Origin of the sequence: Streptomyces sp. MCA2 (assembly GCF_023544705.1) — a bacterium.
Taxonomy (GTDB): Bacteria; Actinomycetota; Actinomycetes; order Streptomycetales; family Streptomycetaceae; genus Streptomyces; species Streptomyces decoyicus.
In genome coordinates, this window is record NZ_JAMJFM010000024.1 from 58,419 (window position 1) to 76,004 (window position 17,586).

The following is a 17,586-nucleotide window of genomic DNA, read 5'->3' on the forward strand; positions in this document are numbered from 1 at the left end:
CACCATTCCGCCCCGGTCGACGCACCGACGCGGACACGCCTGAGCAGGCACCCCAACTTCCCGCCCCTTGCACGTCTTCAAGGAGATTCGCCTATGGCCGTCCGTACACATTGGATCATCGAACACCCCTGTGGCCACTCGGTCACCCACGACCTGTCCGACCGACCGGCTGACCGGCGGGCCAGCTTCGCCCGCTGGCTCTCAGGGAGGGACTGCACCGACTGTTGGAAGGCGGCGCGTGACGCCGACACCGCGTCCAAGGAGCAGTGGCTCGCCGCCAAGCGCGCCGAGGAGCAGCAGGCCGCCGCCGAATGGGCCGAGAAGTTCGACATGCCGCCGCTGGAGGGCCCGGACAAGGCCCTGGACTGGGGGCAGCGCTCTCGTCACCAGCTGATGGCCGCCGCACACACCGCGCTGGTCATCGAGAGCGCCTGGGACGAGGCCGACTGGGCGGAGCTGGAGGAGAGGGCCCGCTTGGTAACCCGGGCTGGCTGGTGGATCGACCAGCGTGACGCGGACGTCTCTGACCTGCTCGAACTCCTCGATGCGGCCAGCGAGGCAGACCGTGGGACGGAGAACCCGTTCCGCTAACCGCCACCAGGTCGGGGGCGAATCAGCGGGCACGAAAATGAATGCCCTTCACCCGAATGGGTGAGTGAGTCCGTGGCCCTGCCTACCGATGCCGCGTGACGGACTGTAGCTACGGCTCACCTTGAGCGGGGGACCTGACCTGCGCTTGGACAGAACCGCGGGCGCCCAACCGAAGACGTGCCCGGACACCTGCACCACACCCATCACTCAGGACGAGAAGGCACGAAATCTCGCCCCCCAAATGGGTGACGGGGGGAGAAAATCGCGCCAGCATTTCGATCGATACACGCACAGCAAGACTCGAAACGAATATTCACGAACAGATCCGGTTTCGGATAGCCATTGGAATAATGAAGAGTGAAGCCAAAAATTAGTTCGCGGATCTCAGGCAATTTAGTTTGAGTGGTAGAGTCTTAAGAGTCATCCACAAAGAAGACGGGGCCTGCGCCGCGGCCAAGCAACGACAGGCCCCGCTCGGGTTAGACGTGGATGCAAGGCAGGAGCCCGTCGTACATGGCGGGCTCCTGCCAGTACACCCTGGTCAAGCAGGCCACGACGTGATCGCTTGTGCGATTTGCACGACGATCAGGCCGAGTTGCGCCACGCGGACCGCGGTCCCCAGCCGACGGCGCCAGCGTGCCCGCAGGCGGCGCCTGGACCGTGACCGCTTCAGCTCCGCAAGCGAATCCTGACCAGTATTCTGCACGTCTATCACCCCCTTTCCGAATGATCGCCCGGAAAAGGTGGGCAGGCTTAACCTCCCACCCAAGATGGGCCAGGACTCGCCGTCCGTACGCCTCTCGGTGGCCGCGACACTTAAAACTTGATCCCCCCACCCCCGTAGGTAAATTAGCGGATACCGCACCTTCCAGCGTCGTCATAATTACCAGATTTGAGCCGGATGAAAATCCCCAGGTCATGCACCCTGCCGCCAGAGTGGAGCGGCAAGCATCGGTCCGGACGCACGGGCCCACTCTGAACACCCCACACACGTAAGTGATGTGGGTCACAATCTCTCGACTTCTGGGTCCCTGCGCCGATCTACGCCCTGCACAGGGCCGTCGACCTCGCAGCGGCAGACATCCACGTCGTCGAGGCTCCTGGGAACGAAGCCGACTAGTCGGAGTGGGGAGAGACGGCCCGCGCGATCACCCGGGCCAGCCGGGCGCAACATAGACGACGATCGCCGGTTAGCCAAACCGGCGATCCTCCGGACCATTGATCCTTCCGCCGCCACCCCTATCCGCGTGGAAGGACTCGTATGACATCGCCCTCGACGCCCCCGCCCACACCTGCGTTCGCGCCGACGCCTGACCCGCTAACGCCCGCCCGGGACATCACCCATGCCCACTTCGAGCCCGGAGACCAGGTCGTCATCCTCAAGGGCGTGGCCGGCGGGGAGCTGTGGGGAGATGCAGTGCACGTCGTCGCTCCCTCCTGGCACACGCCCACCGACGAGGACGGATGGCGTCTGCGCGACGCCACCGGAGGCGCGCAGACATACATCACAGGCCACCCCCGGTACCTGGTGCATCTCTCGCGCCGATGCCCGGAGTGTCTGATCTACCTGCGCGCCATGGAAGACCGCCTTCTGCCGAAGTACGCCGACCATGACGCGCTGATCGACTGCGGCTGGTACACCACCACCGCCCTTGGTCAGCTGGTGCACATCGCCGATGCCCGGAGCTGCCGGTGACCCTCCCCGTACGCCGCCCCGGCCGGGCCCGCGCTCTCCTCGACACGGAAGCCCGAGCCGCCGCTCATCCGGCCGACACGTACTGGCCGGTCCGCCTGGCAGGGGATCTGCGCGAACTCGGTGCCGACTGGCGCGAATCGGCTGAGGTATGCGCGAATGCCGCATGGGCGGCACGCTCCGCTGGGCACAGCGTTCTTGGTCTGCTGAGCCCGGAGCAGGCCACCGACGCTGGCCCCGATCCGGTCACCAGCCGCACCTTCCGGCATCTGTACCTGAGCGCCCTTCGGTTCGATTTCCGCTGCCCCACCCTCCAAGCCGTCATCGAACAGCTCCCGAGCACCACGCTCCGGTCACTGGATTGCTACAGCCGCGCCCTGTACGCCTTCGCGCTGCTGGGCCAGTCCCGTCCGGAGGGCCTGGCATTGATGGACGAGGTACTCGCGGAGGCAGGGGAGCACACCAAGACGCTGCACGTTCTGCTGCACGGTCTGTGGCTGGGCCAGGACTTGGACCAAGGTGCAGAGCGGCTCCTGGCTCTCAGCTCCCGACCGGGCTTCGACACCGCCAGAGACCCGATCCTGCTCTTCCGCGTGGCCGGCGCCCTGCGTCGGCTCGGCCGAAACGACGCAGGGCTCGCTGCCATCGACCGGGCCCTGGACCTTCTCCCGCCGGGTGACATCACCGTGCACGCCGACCTGGTGCGCGAGCGCTCCCTGATCGCAGCCGCCCGCGACCTGCCCAGTCCCAAGGGAGGAACAGCAGCATGATCCCCCGCATCAACGAACGCACCCACACCCCGCACGACCCGCTCAGCGAGGCGCTGGGATACGCGGTGCCCTTCGTGGGCGGACTGACCGAACATGCCGTCGTCGCCTACTGGCCGGGGCTGGACTCCTACACCCTGGACGACGAACAGGCCACGTGGACAGCCAAACAGTGGGCCGAGCACCTCGAAGACCCACTCCTGGAGCATCCGTTCGCCGCCAGCCCCCAAGACGACCGGCGGGCAATCTTCCACCTCGATGTGCGACTCCACCCCGACGACCGGGAGCTGTCCCGTGCGGAGTGGGCGGAGGCCGCCCACCGTCTCGCCCGCGTCGCCGGCATCGAAACACCAGGGGACTCGAACGACTGCCACTGGATCGCTGTCCAGGGCAAGCACGGACGCCTCGATCTCATCGCCAACCTCATCTGTCTCGACGGCACTTGGCTACGCCAGCCAACTGATCTCCTGCGAAGGCTCTCCGACGAGACCCGCCTCATCGAAGCGGACCTGCACCTCATTCCTCCACGGGTCACCTCCCAACAGCAGGGCAGCGCTAAGGAAGCGCCGACAGCGGCATCGCAATTTGGCAGGGTTCTCGCCCCGCTCGCCAATGAACAGGATGGCCTGCTGGTCGCGGTGCGTGGCCTCGTCGAACAGACCGCTCACCGCATCGCCCACCAGTCCGGCGCCGCCGGCGCCGACACCGCGCACCGTCTGGAGCTAATCGCCCACCGCCTCTACGGCATCCAGCAGGATCTCCAAGCCGTCGCCACTCACCTGAACGCCCCGCCCCCGCGCACAGCCATTCCGGCACCACCCGCGATCCAGGCAGCCACACGCCAACCACGCTAGGAGAAGCTTTTCTTTGCCCCGAGCCGACCGCTTCCTGACCATCCGACGCGATCCGTTCTCCGATGAAGTCCTCGCCCGGGGCGGCGACCCAGAGGCCCACAGCCTCCTTCAGCGCACCGGGTTCGTCCCCGTCGTACGAGCCCACGAGACTTACCACCGCGTCCCCACCAACCTCGCGGAGCACGACGAGGCCCGCCTCGCCACCGAAGCGGTCGGCCGGCTTCGTTCCGCTGGCTACCACGTCGACTGCGATGGGGAATTCGACACCGACCACCGTCCGGTGCACTATCTGCCGCTGGGGACTTCGGTCGCCCACATCGCCGAACGCATCCGCGAAGCCACCACGACCGACGAGGTGGCCGATGCCCTCACCGATCTGACCGCCGCGCACGACGGTGTCCTCGCCGCCGTCGACGAGGTGCTCGTCGCCCTCGCCGATTTCCACGAGGGGCTCGGTGCCCCGGCCGATCCGCATATCGCCCGGCGCCTGCGCTACCTGGCCGACGAGCGCCTGGGCGTCATCACGAGCGACCTCTCCCACACCCGCAACGCCCTCGCCGACCGCCACGCCCCGCACCCCGGCCGCAGCATCTGTACCGAGCAGGTGCCGTCGAACGAGCGGGAGCGTTCCGCCGTGTGCGCCTGCCCTCCCCCGCCGCGCACGGTTCCGGCTCCGCCTCCCCCGCCGGTGGCCGCCTCGATGCGCCGCTGACCCACCCGCCCAAGGACACCATGCACGACCACGAAAACTCTGAGCGTCTCGCCTCGTACGCCGACGTCCTCGCCAGCGAACTCCCTGACAGCTGGACCAGCACCTACATCCCCCCTGAGCACAAGGACGACCTCGCCGAACTGGTAGACCGGATCTGGGACCTGGACCTCGTCGCCGAGTCCCTCGCCCATCACCCGCTCCAGCAGGCATCTGTCCTGACCCGAGCGGATGGTGCCCGGCTCGCCGTTCTCCACCGTCACGACGAGCGCGACGGCTTCCTCATCGCCGCTGTCGCCCCCCGCGACCTGCCCGACGAGGCATACCGCGACATCCACGAACCGAACGGCATCGCCCTGACTGACGACCCCTTCTTGGGGGCCGAGCAGGTCGCCGGTGACCTACTGGCCCGCTACGACATCGCGCTCACGCAGGCCCGGCACAACGCTGCCCAAGGCGTGCAGCCGTCACAGGCGGACCGGGTCGTCCTGACCTGGCAGCCCGACGGCGGCCTCGCCGCCTCCCCTGTCGGTGAGAAGGCCGGCGCTGTCCTGGCCACCAACGGCTTCGTCCGTGACAGCGCGGGTGTGTACCGCCTCAACGGCGACGACATCGTTACCCAGGCGCGCGCTGTGCGCGATGCCGGCCGACAGCTCGACGCTCTCGGCATCGGCACCGCCCTTCAGCATCCGTCGGGCGGCATCGCACCCGCCGCCACGCCCGCGGTGGCGGCGGCCCCTGCTGTCCACGCCTCAATAGCCAGGACTCGATGAATCCCGTTCTGGAAGGAGAACCTGATGGGCAATAGAGCCGACGAGTACGGCACCGATGTCGAGATCTACCGCAAAGCCCTGACCAACACCATTTACGCCGAAACCCCTTCCAGCGCCCCCGATCAGCTCCTCGACCTGCTCGATCAGCTTGGCCTGGAACGCCAGGAGGTCCGTACCGCCGGTCCCGTCTACATCTGGCACGAGGTTCCCGGGCACCTCGATGCCGGCGAGCAGAAACGTCTGGCGAGCCGCGCTATACCCGCTCTGCTCGTAGCCGGATACAAGGTCAACTGCACCCCCGACATCTTCAACGAGGCCGCCTACCAGCAGGCCGTGCAGGAAATCCGCTCCCGTCGAGCCCGCCCCTCTGCGGCGCACCCGGCTCCGGCCGCCCCCTCCTCTCGCCCCGAGCCGTCCCGGCGCACCCCGTAGGAACGACGGTGGCCCCGGCACCGGCTGGGGCCACCAGTGCCTGCACCACACAGCCGACCGGAGAGTTCCGTAACACCCCGCACACCCCGACCGATCACCCACCACCTCAAGCCCAGACTCGCGACCGCACTGTTCCGCCGATACCTGCACGCCTGCGTCGTGCGGGACCGCGGCAGCCCGCTCGCCACCGGCCGGCCCGACGGCGCCCTGGGGGAATCCCGCCGCCTCGAACACCGCCCCTGACCCCCTTGCCCCTGCGCTCCGGGAGGACCATGCCCGACCCCACCCCCTACGCCGTCACCCTCGCCGAGGACATCGCACACGGACTCGACCAGCTGACCGAGCACCTCGCCCAGGCCCCGCCCCGCCAGGCAGCCAAGATCCTGGGAAAGGTCCTCGACGCCGACGAAGGCGTCCTGGGCCGGATGACCGGACTAATGGCCACCGGCTCCCAGATCGCCCAGCACCGCGCCCAGGCAGGCTCCCTCCCGCCCGAGGTCTTCCTCGCCCTGGGCCGAGCCGCCAATGAACTCAACGACATCGCGCTCGACCTCGACGAGCACGCCTACGACATCCACCGCCTCGCCAACCCACCGACTGCCGCACACCCCGCTGTGGCCAAGCCGGTGGCCTCCGACATGGTCGTCAGGCGGCACCGGTGAAGAAGCACAAGCAGCCAGCCGGCGGCCCGGTTGAACAGGCCCAGCAGCACTACCTGGTCGAACCGCGGTACCTGGCCGGCGGCGGCGACGTGCGCCATGTCAGCGAATTTCTGCGCGCCTCGGGCTGGAAGGACCGCTCCAAGAGCGGCGGCCCTCTGGCCTTCGACAGCCCCGACCGCACCATCCGCGTCGCGTACGACCCGTTCATCCGACCCGGCGGGTGGATGATCCGCGCCGAGGCCACGCGTGGGCAACCGGCCTGGCACGTGACCTTGGGCCGTCAGACTCCGGTGGAGATCGTCGCAGGGTTCACTGACGCCCTCACCCAGCCCCGCTCCGCCCACGCCCCCAACCCCTGGGCCCCCCTGCACCAGCACGGCTGGACAACCGAACAACGCCGGCACCCCACGGCGACCAGCCCGGACGACAGCAGCTGGATGCAGTTCCATCAGACCGCTCCCGGCACGGCGTTCTGGTGGGCAGGGGCACGCACCGAGCACGGCAGAACGTGGGAAGCACATCTGTCCCCCACCACCCCGATGCACCTCGTCCAGGCGCTCACCGCAGCTCTGGCCGACCCGCAGCCGGTGATGCGTCCCCGCGGAACCGTTCCGCCCTCCGCCCGTGTCAGCACCATCTCCGTCTCCGTCCTGCCCTCCCAGCTCAGCGCCTGGCAGCAGACCCGCATCACCGCCGCCCGCGCCGCCACCTGGGCCCGCAACTCCTGGGCCGCCGCCCAACCCCGCAACCGCACGGCCCGGCCCCACGCGGCGGCCGGAAGTGCCCGCGCCACCCGCTGAACCACCCCGCATCCACGAGGAGATCCATGCCCGCACCCACTCCGGACGACGTCCGCTGCGCCACCGAAACCCTCTACGAGCTCACCGAGCACCTGCGCGAGAACCCCGACCTCGACGAGGCCATCGCCCTGATGGAACCCCTGCTCGACGAGTACACCGGCCTGCCCGTCCAGCTCGGCGACACCCTGCGCGCCCTCGCCCGCGCCGTACTCGCTCACCCGGACATCCCGAACCGCACGGCCGTGCACGCCCTGGTCGACGACCTGCGCACCGCTGCGTGGGAGCTGACAGACCAGCACACCCTCCACTACACCCTCGACAACCTGCGCACCCTTGTGCGGAGTGGGCCTTCCACCGCGGCGGAGTCCTAGGGTGCCGGTGAGCGATCGGCAACTCGCAGCGTTCGCCGACACGCACGCCTGGCGAATCCCGTTCGATACCACTCCCCGCTACCTCGCCGGCCCCGGCGACGGCCGCCACGTCACCCACGGTCTCGCCGCAGCCGGCTGGACCCGCACGTCGGACCCACTCAGCCCCGAAATCGTCCTGACGAGCCCAGACAGGCGCCACCACCTACAGTTCGACCCGCAGTCCGCCACCCACGCCTGGTGGCGGCTGCGGGCCGAGCCCACCGACACCAAGCCGTGGTACGCCGAATTCGGCGAACTCGTCCCCGCCGAGATCCTCAGCGCCTTCACCGACGCCCTCATCGCCCCGCCGCCCGCCGAACAGGCCGACCCTTTCCGAACGTTGGAGTCGTCCGGCTGGCTGATCGACGCAGGGGACGTGGCTGCCTCCCCCGACGCCCTGTGCCACGTAGAGCTGCAGACTGACCGCATCCACGGCGGCACGCCTCACTGGCGCGTCGAAGCGGTCGAGCAGCGCCCCGGCACCCTGGGGGAACGGATCTGGCACGCCTCGTTCGACGGGCACACGCCCGCCCACCTCGTGGACGCCTTCATCACGGCGCTCGCCGACCCTGCCCCGCTCCAGCGCGGCATGTACGAACGCACCGCGCGCCGCAGCGCCGTGCAGAAGCGGCAGAGCCATCCGCTCACCCGGCAGCAGGTCCTCGACGCGCACACCACCCGCCTCGACGCCCTCCGCGTGCAGGCCCGCGCCGCCCGCCGCCAGCAACAACCGGTCACCGCCTCGGCTCCAGCGCCGCCCACAAGCGCGACCGCACCTCTGCGGCGCTGACCATCCAACCACCACCGGCCCGTAGGGCCGCCGCTACGGGCCGGTGAACCGCACTCCGAAAGACCCCTGTGCAGACATCCCCCCACAAGATCCACCAGCACCGCCTGGAACAGCTGGCCGTCTTCCTCCGCGAAAGCGACCAGATCCTCGCCGACTGGGACGCCTACTCCGAGCAGCACACCAACCTCGCCGGCGAGCCCCACGACGTGGGGGCATATGTGCGACGCGCCTACCACCGCGACGCAGAAATCTGGAGGGCATTCAACCGAGTCCGTCCCGGTGCCAAGGCCCTCGTCGCCACCGCTGAGACGCAACTGCAACACCTCCCGGCCGGAACCATCCAGTCCCGGTGGGCCTGGCAGCTCGGGGCCCTCCACAGTGCGCTCGATTACCTGGCCGTCCTCCAGGAGGAATGGCTCGCCACCCGCGACAACCTGCCCCCTTCCGCACGCCCAGGAACCTGGCTCTACGACGACGAACGAGCCCAGCGCAACGCCGAAGCCGGGCCCTACCTCGACGAGTGGGCCTCGGCCGGGGAAGCCATCCTCGAAATCCACCGAGCCGCGCAGCAGACACCCTCACCCCTGACAAGCGCGCCTCTGGTGCCAGCCCCCGCACCGCTCGTGTCGGCCAGCCGCACAACCAGGGCCCACCGGTGAGCGCGCCCGACATCGTCGATATGGCACTGGTCGCCCCGCGCTACCTGGCTGGCGGGGGCGATCCCGCGTGGGTCACCGCCCCGTTGCACCGATCCTGCGACTGGAGTTCCCAACCCAACCCGCTGGTACCGCACGTGGTGCTCACCAGTCCCGACAGAAGGGCCGTGCTGCGTCTGGGACCGGACCCCGACGGTCCGTGGTGGAACCTCCAGCACGCAGGTGGCGAGCAGCGGGCCTGGTCGGTGAGCTTCGGCGTCCGCACCCCCGTCGAGATCATCGCCGGATTCACCGACGCCCTCACCGACCCGGCCACAGCCCAGGCGCCCGCCCCCGATCCGTATGAGCCCCTGCGTCAGGCCGGATGGCTCGAAGGCCACGACCACGACGGCCTCACCTCCCCCGACGGCCTCGCCCATGTGGAGCACTTCACCCACGGCTTCACGGACTGTTGGTTCGCCAGAACCGCGGTCAGTGAGGACCCCGAGGGCCTGATCTGGCGCGCGTACCTCAGCGGTGACACACCGGCGCACCTGATCACCGGCTTCACCCGCGCTCTCGCCGATGCGGCCCCGCTGCTCCGAGATGCCTATCCGCTCCGCGTCCCGCTCAACGTCCGACGACAGGCCCACGTGACCATTACGCAACGTCCCGCCGCCGAGGTCGAATTCGCCCTGGAGCGCGGCGTCGCGGCCCTCGCCAATCGGTCCACGCAGCCAGTGTCCGCCCCCGTGCCGACGAAAGCGCCGCCTCCCCGGCGCACCCGCTGACGCCAACCGCACACACCGACACTCTCTGGAATCCCCCTTTTGCCCAACCCTTCCTCCCCGTCACCGAGTTCGAACGACGGCTACGACATAGCCTTCAAGATCCTCCTCGGCGTTCTCGCCATCGCCGTCCCCCTGGCCAATCTCGCCTGGCTCGGCGGGAACGCTGCCTCCTGGCTGACGGAATCAGCCGCACCGGTGGCCTACCAGCCGACCGCCGCCCTGCTCCACCCCGAACGGTTGTGGCCCAAGGCAGGGGAAACGTCCCTGCTGATCGGCACCCGCATGGTTCCCGTTCTCCTCCTGCTGGCCCTCGGGGCAGCAGCTGGTCTCCTGTGGACCCGGTACAAGAACCGCGGCGGTGGCCGGAAGAAGATCAGCGACATGGCTAAGGCCGGGGACATCGAGCCACTGATGGCCAAGGCGATCACCGACAAGGCCCGTTCCCTGCGCCCGAGCCTAAAGGACGCCAAGCGCATCGACGCGAAGGACACCGGCATCCTGCTCGGCAACCTCCAAGGCAGTCGCCATGAGGTGCGGATGGGGTTCGAGGACGTCGCCGTCGCGATCATGGCCCCCCGGTCCGGCAAGACCACATCGCTGGCCATCCCCTCCGTTCTCGCCGCGCCCGGCCCGGTCCTGCTGACCTCGAACAAGGCCGCCGGCGATGCCTTCACTACCGCCTACGACGCCCGGGCGGAGGTGGGGCAGGTGTGGACCATGGACCCGCAGCAGATCGCCCACGCTGCCCGCGAGATGTGGTGGAACCCCCTCGCCAGCGCGAAGACCCTGGACGGCGCGAACAGACTGGCCGGGCACTTCCTGGCCGCGAGCGTCGACGCGAGTCAGCAGGGCGATTTCTGGTCCAAGGCCGGCAGCAACATCCTGAGCCAACTGCTCCTGGCCGCAGCCCTCGACGAGCGGCCGATCACCGACATCATGGCCTGGCTCGCCTTTCCGGCCGACCGCACCCCGCTCGACATCCTCCGCGACCACGGCTTCGCTGCCGTCGCCGCCCAGCTCAAGGGGACCGTGGAGGGGCCGCCGGAGACGAGGGACGGGATCTACGAGACCGCCCGCCAGTACGCCTCCGCCCTGCTCAACGCAGAGATCGCGGCATGGGTGACACCGCAGAAGGATGTCCCCGAGTTCCGGCCGGCGCAGTTCGTCACCTCCACCGACACGCTCTTCTTGCTCAGCAAGGACGGCGGCGGCGGAGCGAGCGCGCTCATCGCAGCGTGCGCGGATTCGGTGATGCGTGCCGCAACTGCACAGGCCGAGCGGGCGGGAGGACGTCTTGATCCGCCGATGTTGGCGATCTTGGACGAGGCCGCCAACGTGTGCAAAATCAGCGACCTGCCGGACCTGTACTCCCACCTCGGCAGCCGCGGAATCATCCCGATCACGATCCTCCAGAGCTACCGCCAGGGCCAGAAAGTCTGGGGAGACGCCGGCATGGACGCCATGTGGTCCGCCTCCACCGTGAAGGTGATCGGGTCCGGCATCGACGACCCGGACTTCGCCGACAAACTGTCCCGCTTGATCGGCGACCACGACGTGCAGACCACGTCCACCTCGCACTCCGAGTCCGGCAAGTCCACTTCCGTCAGCATGCGGCAGGAGCGGATCCTGCCCGCCGACGCGATCCGCGCCCTCCCCAAGGGCACCGCGTTGTGCTTCGCCACCGGCATGCGCGCCGCGATGCTCGATCTGAGGCCGTGGTACCTGGAGCCCGGCGCCGACGAACTGTCCGCTGCCTCGGCCCGCGCGTCGAAGGCCATCACCACCCGTGCCGTCGCCAAGCACGCTCCCCAGCAGGACGACTACGGCACCGCCGCGTAGCCCTTTGCCCGCTCCTTTGCGTCATCCGGACGTCTTCGCCCTTCCCCTTCCATTTCTTGGAGTTCGAATTGCAGTCCATCGACCTGGCAGAGCAGACCCGCCTCCTCGGCCAGGTGGCGCCCACTTTGGAATCGCTGCGGGCAGACGTGGAACAGGTCCGTGCCGGAGAGATCTCCAAGCCGGTCCGCGAGCTGGCTCCGATCGCCGTACGGGCGCAGGAGCTGGCGACGCGGTGCACGCAGCAGCTCGCGGAGCTGTCCACCAGCCAGTACGCGGTCATGAAGGACGGACACGAGAACCTCGCCGAACTCGCCGAAGCCTCAGCCCAGGTGTCGCTCGCCGCCGCCATGTGCACCCTTGCCATCCACACCCGCACCGAAGTGCTGCTGTACGAAGACGCCGATGAGACCCCAAAGGCGAGCCGACGAGTCCTGAACGACGCCGCCAAGAGAATGGATGCCTCCACCAAGGCGTACCGCTCGCTGGCACAACGGCTCTCCCGTCGCCTGGCCTCCGCCGCTGCGCAGCGCGAGGACCAGCAGCTCATCGACCGCGCCCTCGTCAGCCCCGGCATCACGACCACTTCATCCGCAGCGGCCCCTACAGCGGCCCACGCACCGTGCCCGAGCCCCGCAACGCGCGCAGCCGCACCAAGGACACGCTGACCGCGCCCGGTTGAACGCCTCCCCCCTTACCCTCGCAGCCTCACCCGGAGAAATATGTCCTTCGTGGATCTGCCCGATGTGTTCATCGGGTCGACGGACGACGCGCACACCTTCGTCGTTTTCAACCGCCCCCGTCGCGGCGCCGACCACATCCTGACCGATGCCGGCTTCACTGCCCGCGAACACAACGGCCGCACCATCTACCTGATCCCGCCGGGGGTACCCCAGGACGCCAACGAACGAGCCGTATGGGCCCTGCACGGGCTTCTGGTCGGCAACAAGGAGTTCGTCGACCTGTCCTGGACGACCGACTGGCACCCCCACCGTCCCCTGCCCGGCTCCCATCTCCGCTTCCGCTTCGCGGACGGCACCGTGACGGCAACCGCCGAGACAGACATGGCCCGACGGATCCTGGAACAGCACGGCTTCACCCCTTCCCCGGACGGCTCATATCAGCCGCCGAGCGGGCTGGACGAACTCGGCCTCCTGGACGCCGTCGAATATGCACACCTGCACGCCTACATCGAAGGGCTCGGCTCACGCGTCGACCTCGGCATCCCCACGCCCGACGCGATCCCGATCGCACCGCGCCAGAAGCCTGCCCGTGCCCAGGCAGCATCACCGGGCCCAGTGCTCGCTCCCGGCAACACAGGTAGGAGGCGCCGCTGAACGGATTCGCCCCGAACGGCCTGGTCCTCGTCTCCCCACGGCATCTGGCCGGAGGCGGGACGAACAATGTGATCGGCTCGCTGGTCCACCTGTTCAACTGGCCCTACGGACACGACCCGCGCACCGGGCGAGTCGCCATCGACAGCCCCTGCGGCAGCGTCTTTGTCGGCTTCGAGCCGTCCCGGGACGACGGCATCTGGTGGGACATCCGCCATCACGAGCCCTACTGGGCCGCCCAGTTCAGCCTCCAGACGCACGCCGTCCCGGCCGCGGACGGACCTCGGGACTGAGCAGATCGCCCTCGCAGTCTGGCAAGCCCACGACAGGACACCCTCATCGAACCCTACGAACTCGACGACATGACGCCCACAGCCGCGCTGGACGCAGTCGTCGCCGACGTCCGCTTCCACCCCGGCAAAACCGGCCCTGACGGATTCTTCACCGCCTTGCACCACATCGGCCTGCTCAGCCACCTCTCTCTGCGCTTCGCCGGCGACGCCCACTATCACCTTGACTCTGCCCACGAGACCGGCTCTTCCTGGCGGCCGGTCGAAGCGCTCACCGACGCGGCTGTCCCGCTGAGCAGGGCGCAGTACCACTACGCCCAGGCCATGGTTCCGCTCGCCGCGCTCAGCAAACCGAACCCCGACACGTCCACGGCTGCACGGCTGCACGACATCGAGCATCACTGCGCGCTGCGCATGCACCTGCACGCCGCCGCGCAATCCCTCGACGATGCCCGCACCGCGCTACGCACGCCCACCCCGGCACGGCGTCCGTCCCCCTCTGCCCCGTCCCAGGTGGCGACATCGGAACAGACCGCTTCGCGCCGGGCCCGCTGAGCAGCCTCCAACCCTCTCCCCAACCACTCCCTGGACCTGCTTGTCTTTCCTGAACATCCCCGATGTGTTCATCGGCTCCACCGACGACGGGCACACCTTCGTGGTTCTCAACCGCCGTATCCGCGACGCCGACCGCATGCTGGCCGATGCCGGATTCCTCGCCCGTGAGCACCTCGGCCGCACGCTCTACCTGCTCCCACCGGGCACCGCCCGGGACGCCCACGAGAGCGCCGGGGACGCAATGGACGGGCTTCTGACCTGCACCATCGACATTGTCGACCTCTCCTGGACGACGCGCTGGAGCCCCGATACTCCCGAAGCCGATCCGGACCTCCGCTTCCAGTTCGCCAACGGCACCGTGACGGCGACAGCCGCAACCACCGCCGCCCGTTCACTCCTGGAACAGCACGGCTTCAACACCGTGGACGGACCCTCCTACCAACCGCCACCCGGTCTGGAGCAGCACGGCCTGCTCGGCGCCGTCACGGCCGCCGAAGCGCACGCCTACACCCACGGCCTCACGGTCCACGTCGGCCTCGGCATCCCCACACCGATGGACATCCCGGCCGCGCCCCGCCCTGCATCACCTGCGGCAGCCAGCCCGCCGCCCGGTCCGGCGACGCGTCGTCGCCTGCGCTGACTCCCACACCCGCCGCCCTTCTCAAGGGCATGCCCCGGAGCCCTGTTGACCACCGCCGTCGATCTACACGAGCAGATCAACCACCTGCGCCACCTCGCCCACGATTTCAAGGCCCTCCACGAGCGGGTCCGCGACCTCGCTGTCGCACCAGGAACAGAAGCCCTTCGGCAGCTCACGCCCCTCGTGCTCAAGAGCCAGGAGCTGGTCGGGAAGGCGCTCATGCCGCTGTCCGCCCTCGGCGGAAGCCCGTACACAGCCGTCAGCGGCAGCCGACAGTCGCTCAATGCTCTCGGTGCCGTGGTCTCCGGTGCGTGCCTGGCCAGCTCCGGCCTCGCGCACGCGCTGGCCGCCAACCCCCTGGACAGCACCGGTTTCGCTGGACCGCACCAGGACGAGGACAGCATCCGCAACGCCCGGCACGCCCGTGCCGTACCAGAGATGATCGGTTACCTCGCCGACGCCGCCCACCAGCTCGACGTGTGCGAAACCGCCTGCCACTACCTGGTCACCGGCATCACCCGCGACCTCGAACGCGCATCCACCAACAGCCAACAGGCGCCGCACAAGATCAGTCCCACCCAGTACGAAGCGCTGCGCGCGCTGGCGAAGGGCGGGGCCACGATGCAGACACGAGGCCGCGGCTCGACCATCGTCCTCACCCCCGACCACACCCTGATCACCATCAGCACGTTCCAGTCCCTGGACAAGCGTGGTTTGGTCCACCTCGACACCTCTGTACCGCTCTACCAGGGGCGGGGCATCACCGTAACCGCCGAAGGGCAGCGCGCGCTGGCTCAGTACCGGTCCCGCAGCGGTGTGACCGCGGTGCCGGCAGCCGCTCCAACAGCCACGGCGGTTGCGGTGAAGCGGGAGGTGCGCCGATGAGCCCGTACGCACACGACGACCAGGTCATGGTTTCGCCTCGCTACATGGCAGGCGCCGGCGACCGGATCGCCGACGTCATCGGCCCCCTCATCCAGCTCTTCGAGTGGAACCACGAGCACGACGCCGCCACCGGGCACGTCACGATCGACAGCCCCGACGGCAGCCTGTTCGTCGACTTCGCCCCGCTGCACCCGCGCGGTCAGTGGGTCACGGTGGCCCACCATGAGCCGTACTGGGAAGCAGTGTTCAGCAGGCAGGCGCCTCTGGAGGCGGTCGCCGCCGTCACCCAGGCACTGCCCCAGCTGCTCGGCGATGTCCGTCACGCTGACCGCATCCCGATCACGGACATGTCCCTGGACCAGATCGCCGAGCTGAACGACTGGTCCGCCGAGGACGGCGCCCTCACCTCGCCCGACCTGTATTGCCGACTGCAGCACACGCCCGGCGAGGAGATCGCCTGGCAGGTCGAGCACGTCTACTTCGAGGGCGCGCCGCTGGCCACCTTCACGCAGGACACCCCAGAGTGCCTCGTCCGCAACTTCTTCTCCCACCTGACCGCGCCGATGGCGGTGGAGCGGGTCTTCGCCGACGTCCCTCTCAGCACGCGACATGGGCGCACTGCCTTGATCACGCCGGTGCGCGGAGCCGCCGTGAATGCCCACGTTCATCATGCACTCGCGCAGCTCGACCGCCCCGGCCGCCCCGGCAGGCGTCGCTGACTCTCCAATCTCCCGGAGCCATCCTGACCGAGAAGACCGCCTCCCTTGAGCCCGCCGAGCAACTCCTCAGTTTGGCGGCCGACTTCACCCGTTTCAACGACGCTCACCAGCGGCACGCGCTCAACGGGCCCACCCCCGTCACGCTGCTGAACGCCCAGAGGGAATCTGGACAAGCACCTGGCCCGGTCCGCGCTCGCCATCGTGGACGCCCTCAACGCCCAGCCGATGTACCACAGCCCCGTGATCCACGCGGTGTACGCACGCGTGCGCCAACTCGCCCATCTCGCGTCCGACGCAGCCGACCATCTCATCGATGCCGTGGACCTCCTCGACCACACCCGCGCGGGGCTGCCCGTTGAGCTGGGCGACGGCTTCCTGGCGGTCGTGACCGAGCAGGAGGCCCGCCGGGGAGCCGGCCGGTGCTTCAGCATCGTGGCGAGCCTCACCGCCCTGGGCTCCTCAGACGCCCTGGCGACCGCTGAACTCTTCGTCGTCGAACGCCGCCGCTGGGGCTTCGTACCCGAGTACCGGCCGCCCGTCCTGTCCCGCACCCAGGACTCCACGCTGCGCACGGTAGCGCGCGGCGACGTGGCGATCACCGGCGGCAAGCCCCATCTGCGCCGCGAGGACCTCCGCGTCAGCATCATCCGCGCCTTGGAGAGCCGCGGCCTGGTGATGCGCGAGGACTGCCCGGCGGCCTGGTTCCGCGACGAGCGCGTCCACCTCACCGCAGCCGGGCGCCGCGACCTCGCCGCCGCCTTCGCCCGGCCCCGCTCCACCGCACCCGCCGCAACACGCCCACCAGCCCGCCCGGCTGCGACCGCGGCAAAAGCCGCGGCCCGCTGACCTCAACTCACGGAGTTCCACGACGCCTTCCGATACCCCGACAGCACACGATCTGGCCCAGGCCCTCGCCGACCAGATATGCCCCGGCGCCGCAACCCGGGACGTGACCGTGCACTTCAGCGTCCGCCGACAGGCCCCAGCCGAGTACCGCCACCGCGGCCGAGGCGGACCCGTGACGGTCTTCGCCCAGGCACTGCACGCCCACCTCTTCGGCCTCCCCGCGGACGACGAGCCGCTGCCCACCGCACTCGACGCGCTCCTGCAGGCCACGCACACCGCGACCGCACCCGAGCAGCAGACCGCGATCCTGCGGCAGGTCGCCGACCAGCTGCGCAACGCCGCCGAGATCATCCAGCGCTACCAGTACCGAGCCCAGTGGGACCAGCTCCCTGACGACGTCGCCGGGCATCTGCGTGACGCCCACGACCAGGCCCAGCAGGTCGCCCTGACCCTCGACCTCGTCGCACCCGCCCTCAGCAGCCCTCCCGCCGCGCCCGATCCGCCCGGCCCGCAACCGCGACACACCGCCGACCCGCCCGCGCCCCCGACTCCACCGGCCGGGCGCCGCCGCTGA

General features: G+C 69.2%; 23 protein-coding genes. All 23 read left to right on the plus strand.

Annotation, left to right across the window (positions count from 1 at the left end):
- The first annotated feature begins 93 nt into the window (after positions 1 to 93).
- Positions 94 to 591, plus strand: coding sequence for a hypothetical protein (locus M8I34_RS20720; protein ID WP_250051010.1), 498 nt, complete (start codon positions 94 to 96; stop codon positions 589 to 591).
- A 1,261-nt stretch (positions 592 to 1,852) separates the two neighbouring features.
- Positions 1,853 to 2,287 carry a hypothetical protein gene (locus tag M8I34_RS20725; RefSeq protein WP_250051011.1) on the plus strand — a complete coding sequence of 145 codons (435 nt, stop codon included), beginning with the start codon at positions 1,853 to 1,855 and terminating at the stop codon, positions 2,285 to 2,287.
- Positions 2,284 to 3,054 carry a hypothetical protein gene (locus M8I34_RS20730; protein WP_250051012.1) on the plus strand — a complete coding sequence of 257 codons (771 nt, stop codon included), beginning with the start codon at positions 2,284 to 2,286 and terminating at the stop codon, positions 3,052 to 3,054. The genes M8I34_RS20725 and M8I34_RS20730 overlap by 4 nt, the downstream gene beginning before the upstream one ends.
- Positions 3,051 to 3,905, plus strand: a complete 855-nt coding sequence (locus tag M8I34_RS20735; RefSeq protein ID WP_250051014.1) for a relaxase/mobilization nuclease — start codon at positions 3,051 to 3,053, stop codon at positions 3,903 to 3,905. The genes M8I34_RS20730 and M8I34_RS20735 overlap by 4 nt, the downstream gene beginning before the upstream one ends.
- A gap of 13 nt (positions 3,906 to 3,918) precedes the next feature.
- Complete coding sequence (locus tag M8I34_RS20740; RefSeq protein WP_250051016.1) at positions 3,919 to 4,617, plus strand: hypothetical protein; 699 nt, start codon at positions 3,919 to 3,921, stop codon at positions 4,615 to 4,617.
- 20 nt (positions 4,618 to 4,637) lie between these two features.
- Positions 4,638 to 5,387, plus strand: a complete 750-nt coding sequence (locus M8I34_RS20745) for a hypothetical protein (protein WP_250051018.1) — start codon at positions 4,638 to 4,640, stop codon at positions 5,385 to 5,387.
- Between the two features lie 24 nt (positions 5,388 to 5,411).
- Positions 5,412 to 5,819, plus strand: coding sequence for a hypothetical protein (locus M8I34_RS20750; RefSeq protein ID WP_250051020.1), 408 nt, complete (start codon positions 5,412 to 5,414; stop codon positions 5,817 to 5,819).
- 272 nt (positions 5,820 to 6,091) lie between these two features.
- The gene (locus M8I34_RS20755; protein WP_250051022.1) at positions 6,092 to 6,481 is read left to right on the plus strand and encodes a hypothetical protein; all 390 of its coding nucleotides are present in this window, start codon (positions 6,092 to 6,094) and stop codon (positions 6,479 to 6,481) included.
- Positions 6,478 to 7,281 (plus strand): DUF317 domain-containing protein, encoded by an 804-nt coding sequence (locus tag M8I34_RS20760; protein ID WP_250051024.1) that lies wholly within the window; start codon positions 6,478 to 6,480, stop codon positions 7,279 to 7,281. Before M8I34_RS20755 ends, M8I34_RS20760 begins: the two co-directional genes overlap by 4 nt.
- 26 nt (positions 7,282 to 7,307) lie before the next feature.
- Complete coding sequence (locus tag M8I34_RS20765) at positions 7,308 to 7,652, plus strand: hypothetical protein (protein ID WP_250051026.1); 345 nt, start codon at positions 7,308 to 7,310, stop codon at positions 7,650 to 7,652.
- Positions 7,653 to 7,659: 7 nt separating this feature from the next.
- Positions 7,660 to 8,481, plus strand: a complete 822-nt coding sequence (locus M8I34_RS20770; protein WP_374210950.1) for a DUF317 domain-containing protein — start codon at positions 7,660 to 7,662, stop codon at positions 8,479 to 8,481.
- Between the two features lie 68 nt (positions 8,482 to 8,549).
- Positions 8,550 to 9,140, plus strand: a complete 591-nt coding sequence (locus tag M8I34_RS20775; protein ID WP_250051029.1) for a hypothetical protein — start codon at positions 8,550 to 8,552, stop codon at positions 9,138 to 9,140.
- A complete protein-coding gene (locus M8I34_RS20780; RefSeq protein ID WP_250051031.1) occupies positions 9,137 to 9,907 on the plus strand; it encodes a DUF317 domain-containing protein in 771 nt (256 codons plus the stop codon). The genes M8I34_RS20775 and M8I34_RS20780 overlap by 4 nt, the downstream gene beginning before the upstream one ends.
- 39 nt (positions 9,908 to 9,946) lie before the next feature.
- A complete protein-coding gene (locus tag M8I34_RS20785) occupies positions 9,947 to 11,746 on the plus strand; it encodes a type IV secretory system conjugative DNA transfer family protein (protein WP_250051032.1) in 1,800 nt (599 codons plus the stop codon).
- Positions 11,747 to 11,802: 56 nt separating this feature from the next.
- A complete protein-coding gene (locus M8I34_RS20790) occupies positions 11,803 to 12,411 on the plus strand; it encodes a hypothetical protein (RefSeq protein WP_250051033.1) in 609 nt (202 codons plus the stop codon).
- A 54-nt stretch (positions 12,412 to 12,465) separates the two neighbouring features.
- On the plus strand, positions 12,466 to 13,080 hold the full coding sequence (locus M8I34_RS20795; RefSeq protein WP_250051035.1) for a hypothetical protein: 615 nt from the start codon (positions 12,466 to 12,468) through the stop codon (positions 13,078 to 13,080).
- Between the two features lie 68 nt (positions 13,081 to 13,148).
- Complete coding sequence (locus tag M8I34_RS20800; RefSeq protein ID WP_250051037.1) at positions 13,149 to 13,370, plus strand: DUF317 domain-containing protein; 222 nt, start codon at positions 13,149 to 13,151, stop codon at positions 13,368 to 13,370.
- A gap of 69 nt (positions 13,371 to 13,439) precedes the next feature.
- Positions 13,440 to 13,922, plus strand: a complete 483-nt coding sequence (locus tag M8I34_RS20805; RefSeq protein WP_250051039.1) for a hypothetical protein — start codon at positions 13,440 to 13,442, stop codon at positions 13,920 to 13,922.
- 40 nt (positions 13,923 to 13,962) lie between these two features.
- Positions 13,963 to 14,562: a hypothetical protein gene (locus M8I34_RS20810; protein ID WP_250051041.1), complete on the plus strand. Its 600-nt coding sequence runs from the start codon at positions 13,963 to 13,965 to the stop codon at positions 14,560 to 14,562.
- Positions 14,563 to 14,607: 45 nt separating this feature from the next.
- Positions 14,608 to 15,447, plus strand: a complete 840-nt coding sequence (locus M8I34_RS20815) for a hypothetical protein (RefSeq protein WP_250051043.1) — start codon at positions 14,608 to 14,610, stop codon at positions 15,445 to 15,447.
- Positions 15,444 to 16,166, plus strand: a complete 723-nt coding sequence (locus M8I34_RS20820; RefSeq protein ID WP_250051046.1) for a DUF317 domain-containing protein — start codon at positions 15,444 to 15,446, stop codon at positions 16,164 to 16,166. The genes M8I34_RS20815 and M8I34_RS20820 overlap by 4 nt, the downstream gene beginning before the upstream one ends.
- Positions 16,167 to 16,367: 201 nt before the next feature.
- Positions 16,368 to 17,012, plus strand: coding sequence for a hypothetical protein (locus M8I34_RS20825; protein WP_250051047.1), 645 nt, complete (start codon positions 16,368 to 16,370; stop codon positions 17,010 to 17,012).
- 172 nt (positions 17,013 to 17,184) lie between these two features.
- Positions 17,185 to 17,586: a hypothetical protein gene (locus M8I34_RS20830; protein WP_250051048.1), complete on the plus strand. Its 402-nt coding sequence runs from the start codon at positions 17,185 to 17,187 to the stop codon at positions 17,584 to 17,586.

Bases quoted from the DNA above. Each gene is read 5' to 3' on its own strand.
- M8I34_RS20820 (WP_250051046.1), top strand. From the start codon at position 15,444: ATGAGCCCGTACGCACACGACGACCAGGTCATGGTTTCGCCTCGCTAC.
- M8I34_RS20750 (WP_250051020.1), top strand. From the start codon at position 5,412: ATGGGCAATAGAGCCGACGAGTACGGCACCGATGTCGAGATCTACCGC.
- M8I34_RS20765 (WP_250051026.1), top strand. From the start codon at position 7,308: ATGCCCGCACCCACTCCGGACGACGTCCGCTGCGCCACCGAAACCCTC.
- M8I34_RS20745 (WP_250051018.1), top strand. From the start codon at position 4,638: ATGCACGACCACGAAAACTCTGAGCGTCTCGCCTCGTACGCCGACGTC.
- M8I34_RS20725 (WP_250051011.1), top strand. From the start codon at position 1,853: ATGACATCGCCCTCGACGCCCCCGCCCACACCTGCGTTCGCGCCGACG.
- M8I34_RS20805 (WP_250051039.1), top strand. From the start codon at position 13,440: ATGACGCCCACAGCCGCGCTGGACGCAGTCGTCGCCGACGTCCGCTTC.
- M8I34_RS20755 (WP_250051022.1), top strand. From the start codon at position 6,092: ATGCCCGACCCCACCCCCTACGCCGTCACCCTCGCCGAGGACATCGCA.
- M8I34_RS20720 (WP_250051010.1), top strand. From the start codon at position 94: ATGGCCGTCCGTACACATTGGATCATCGAACACCCCTGTGGCCACTCG.
- M8I34_RS20795 (WP_250051035.1), top strand. From the start codon at position 12,466: ATGTCCTTCGTGGATCTGCCCGATGTGTTCATCGGGTCGACGGACGAC.
- M8I34_RS20735 (WP_250051014.1), top strand. From the start codon at position 3,051: ATGATCCCCCGCATCAACGAACGCACCCACACCCCGCACGACCCGCTC.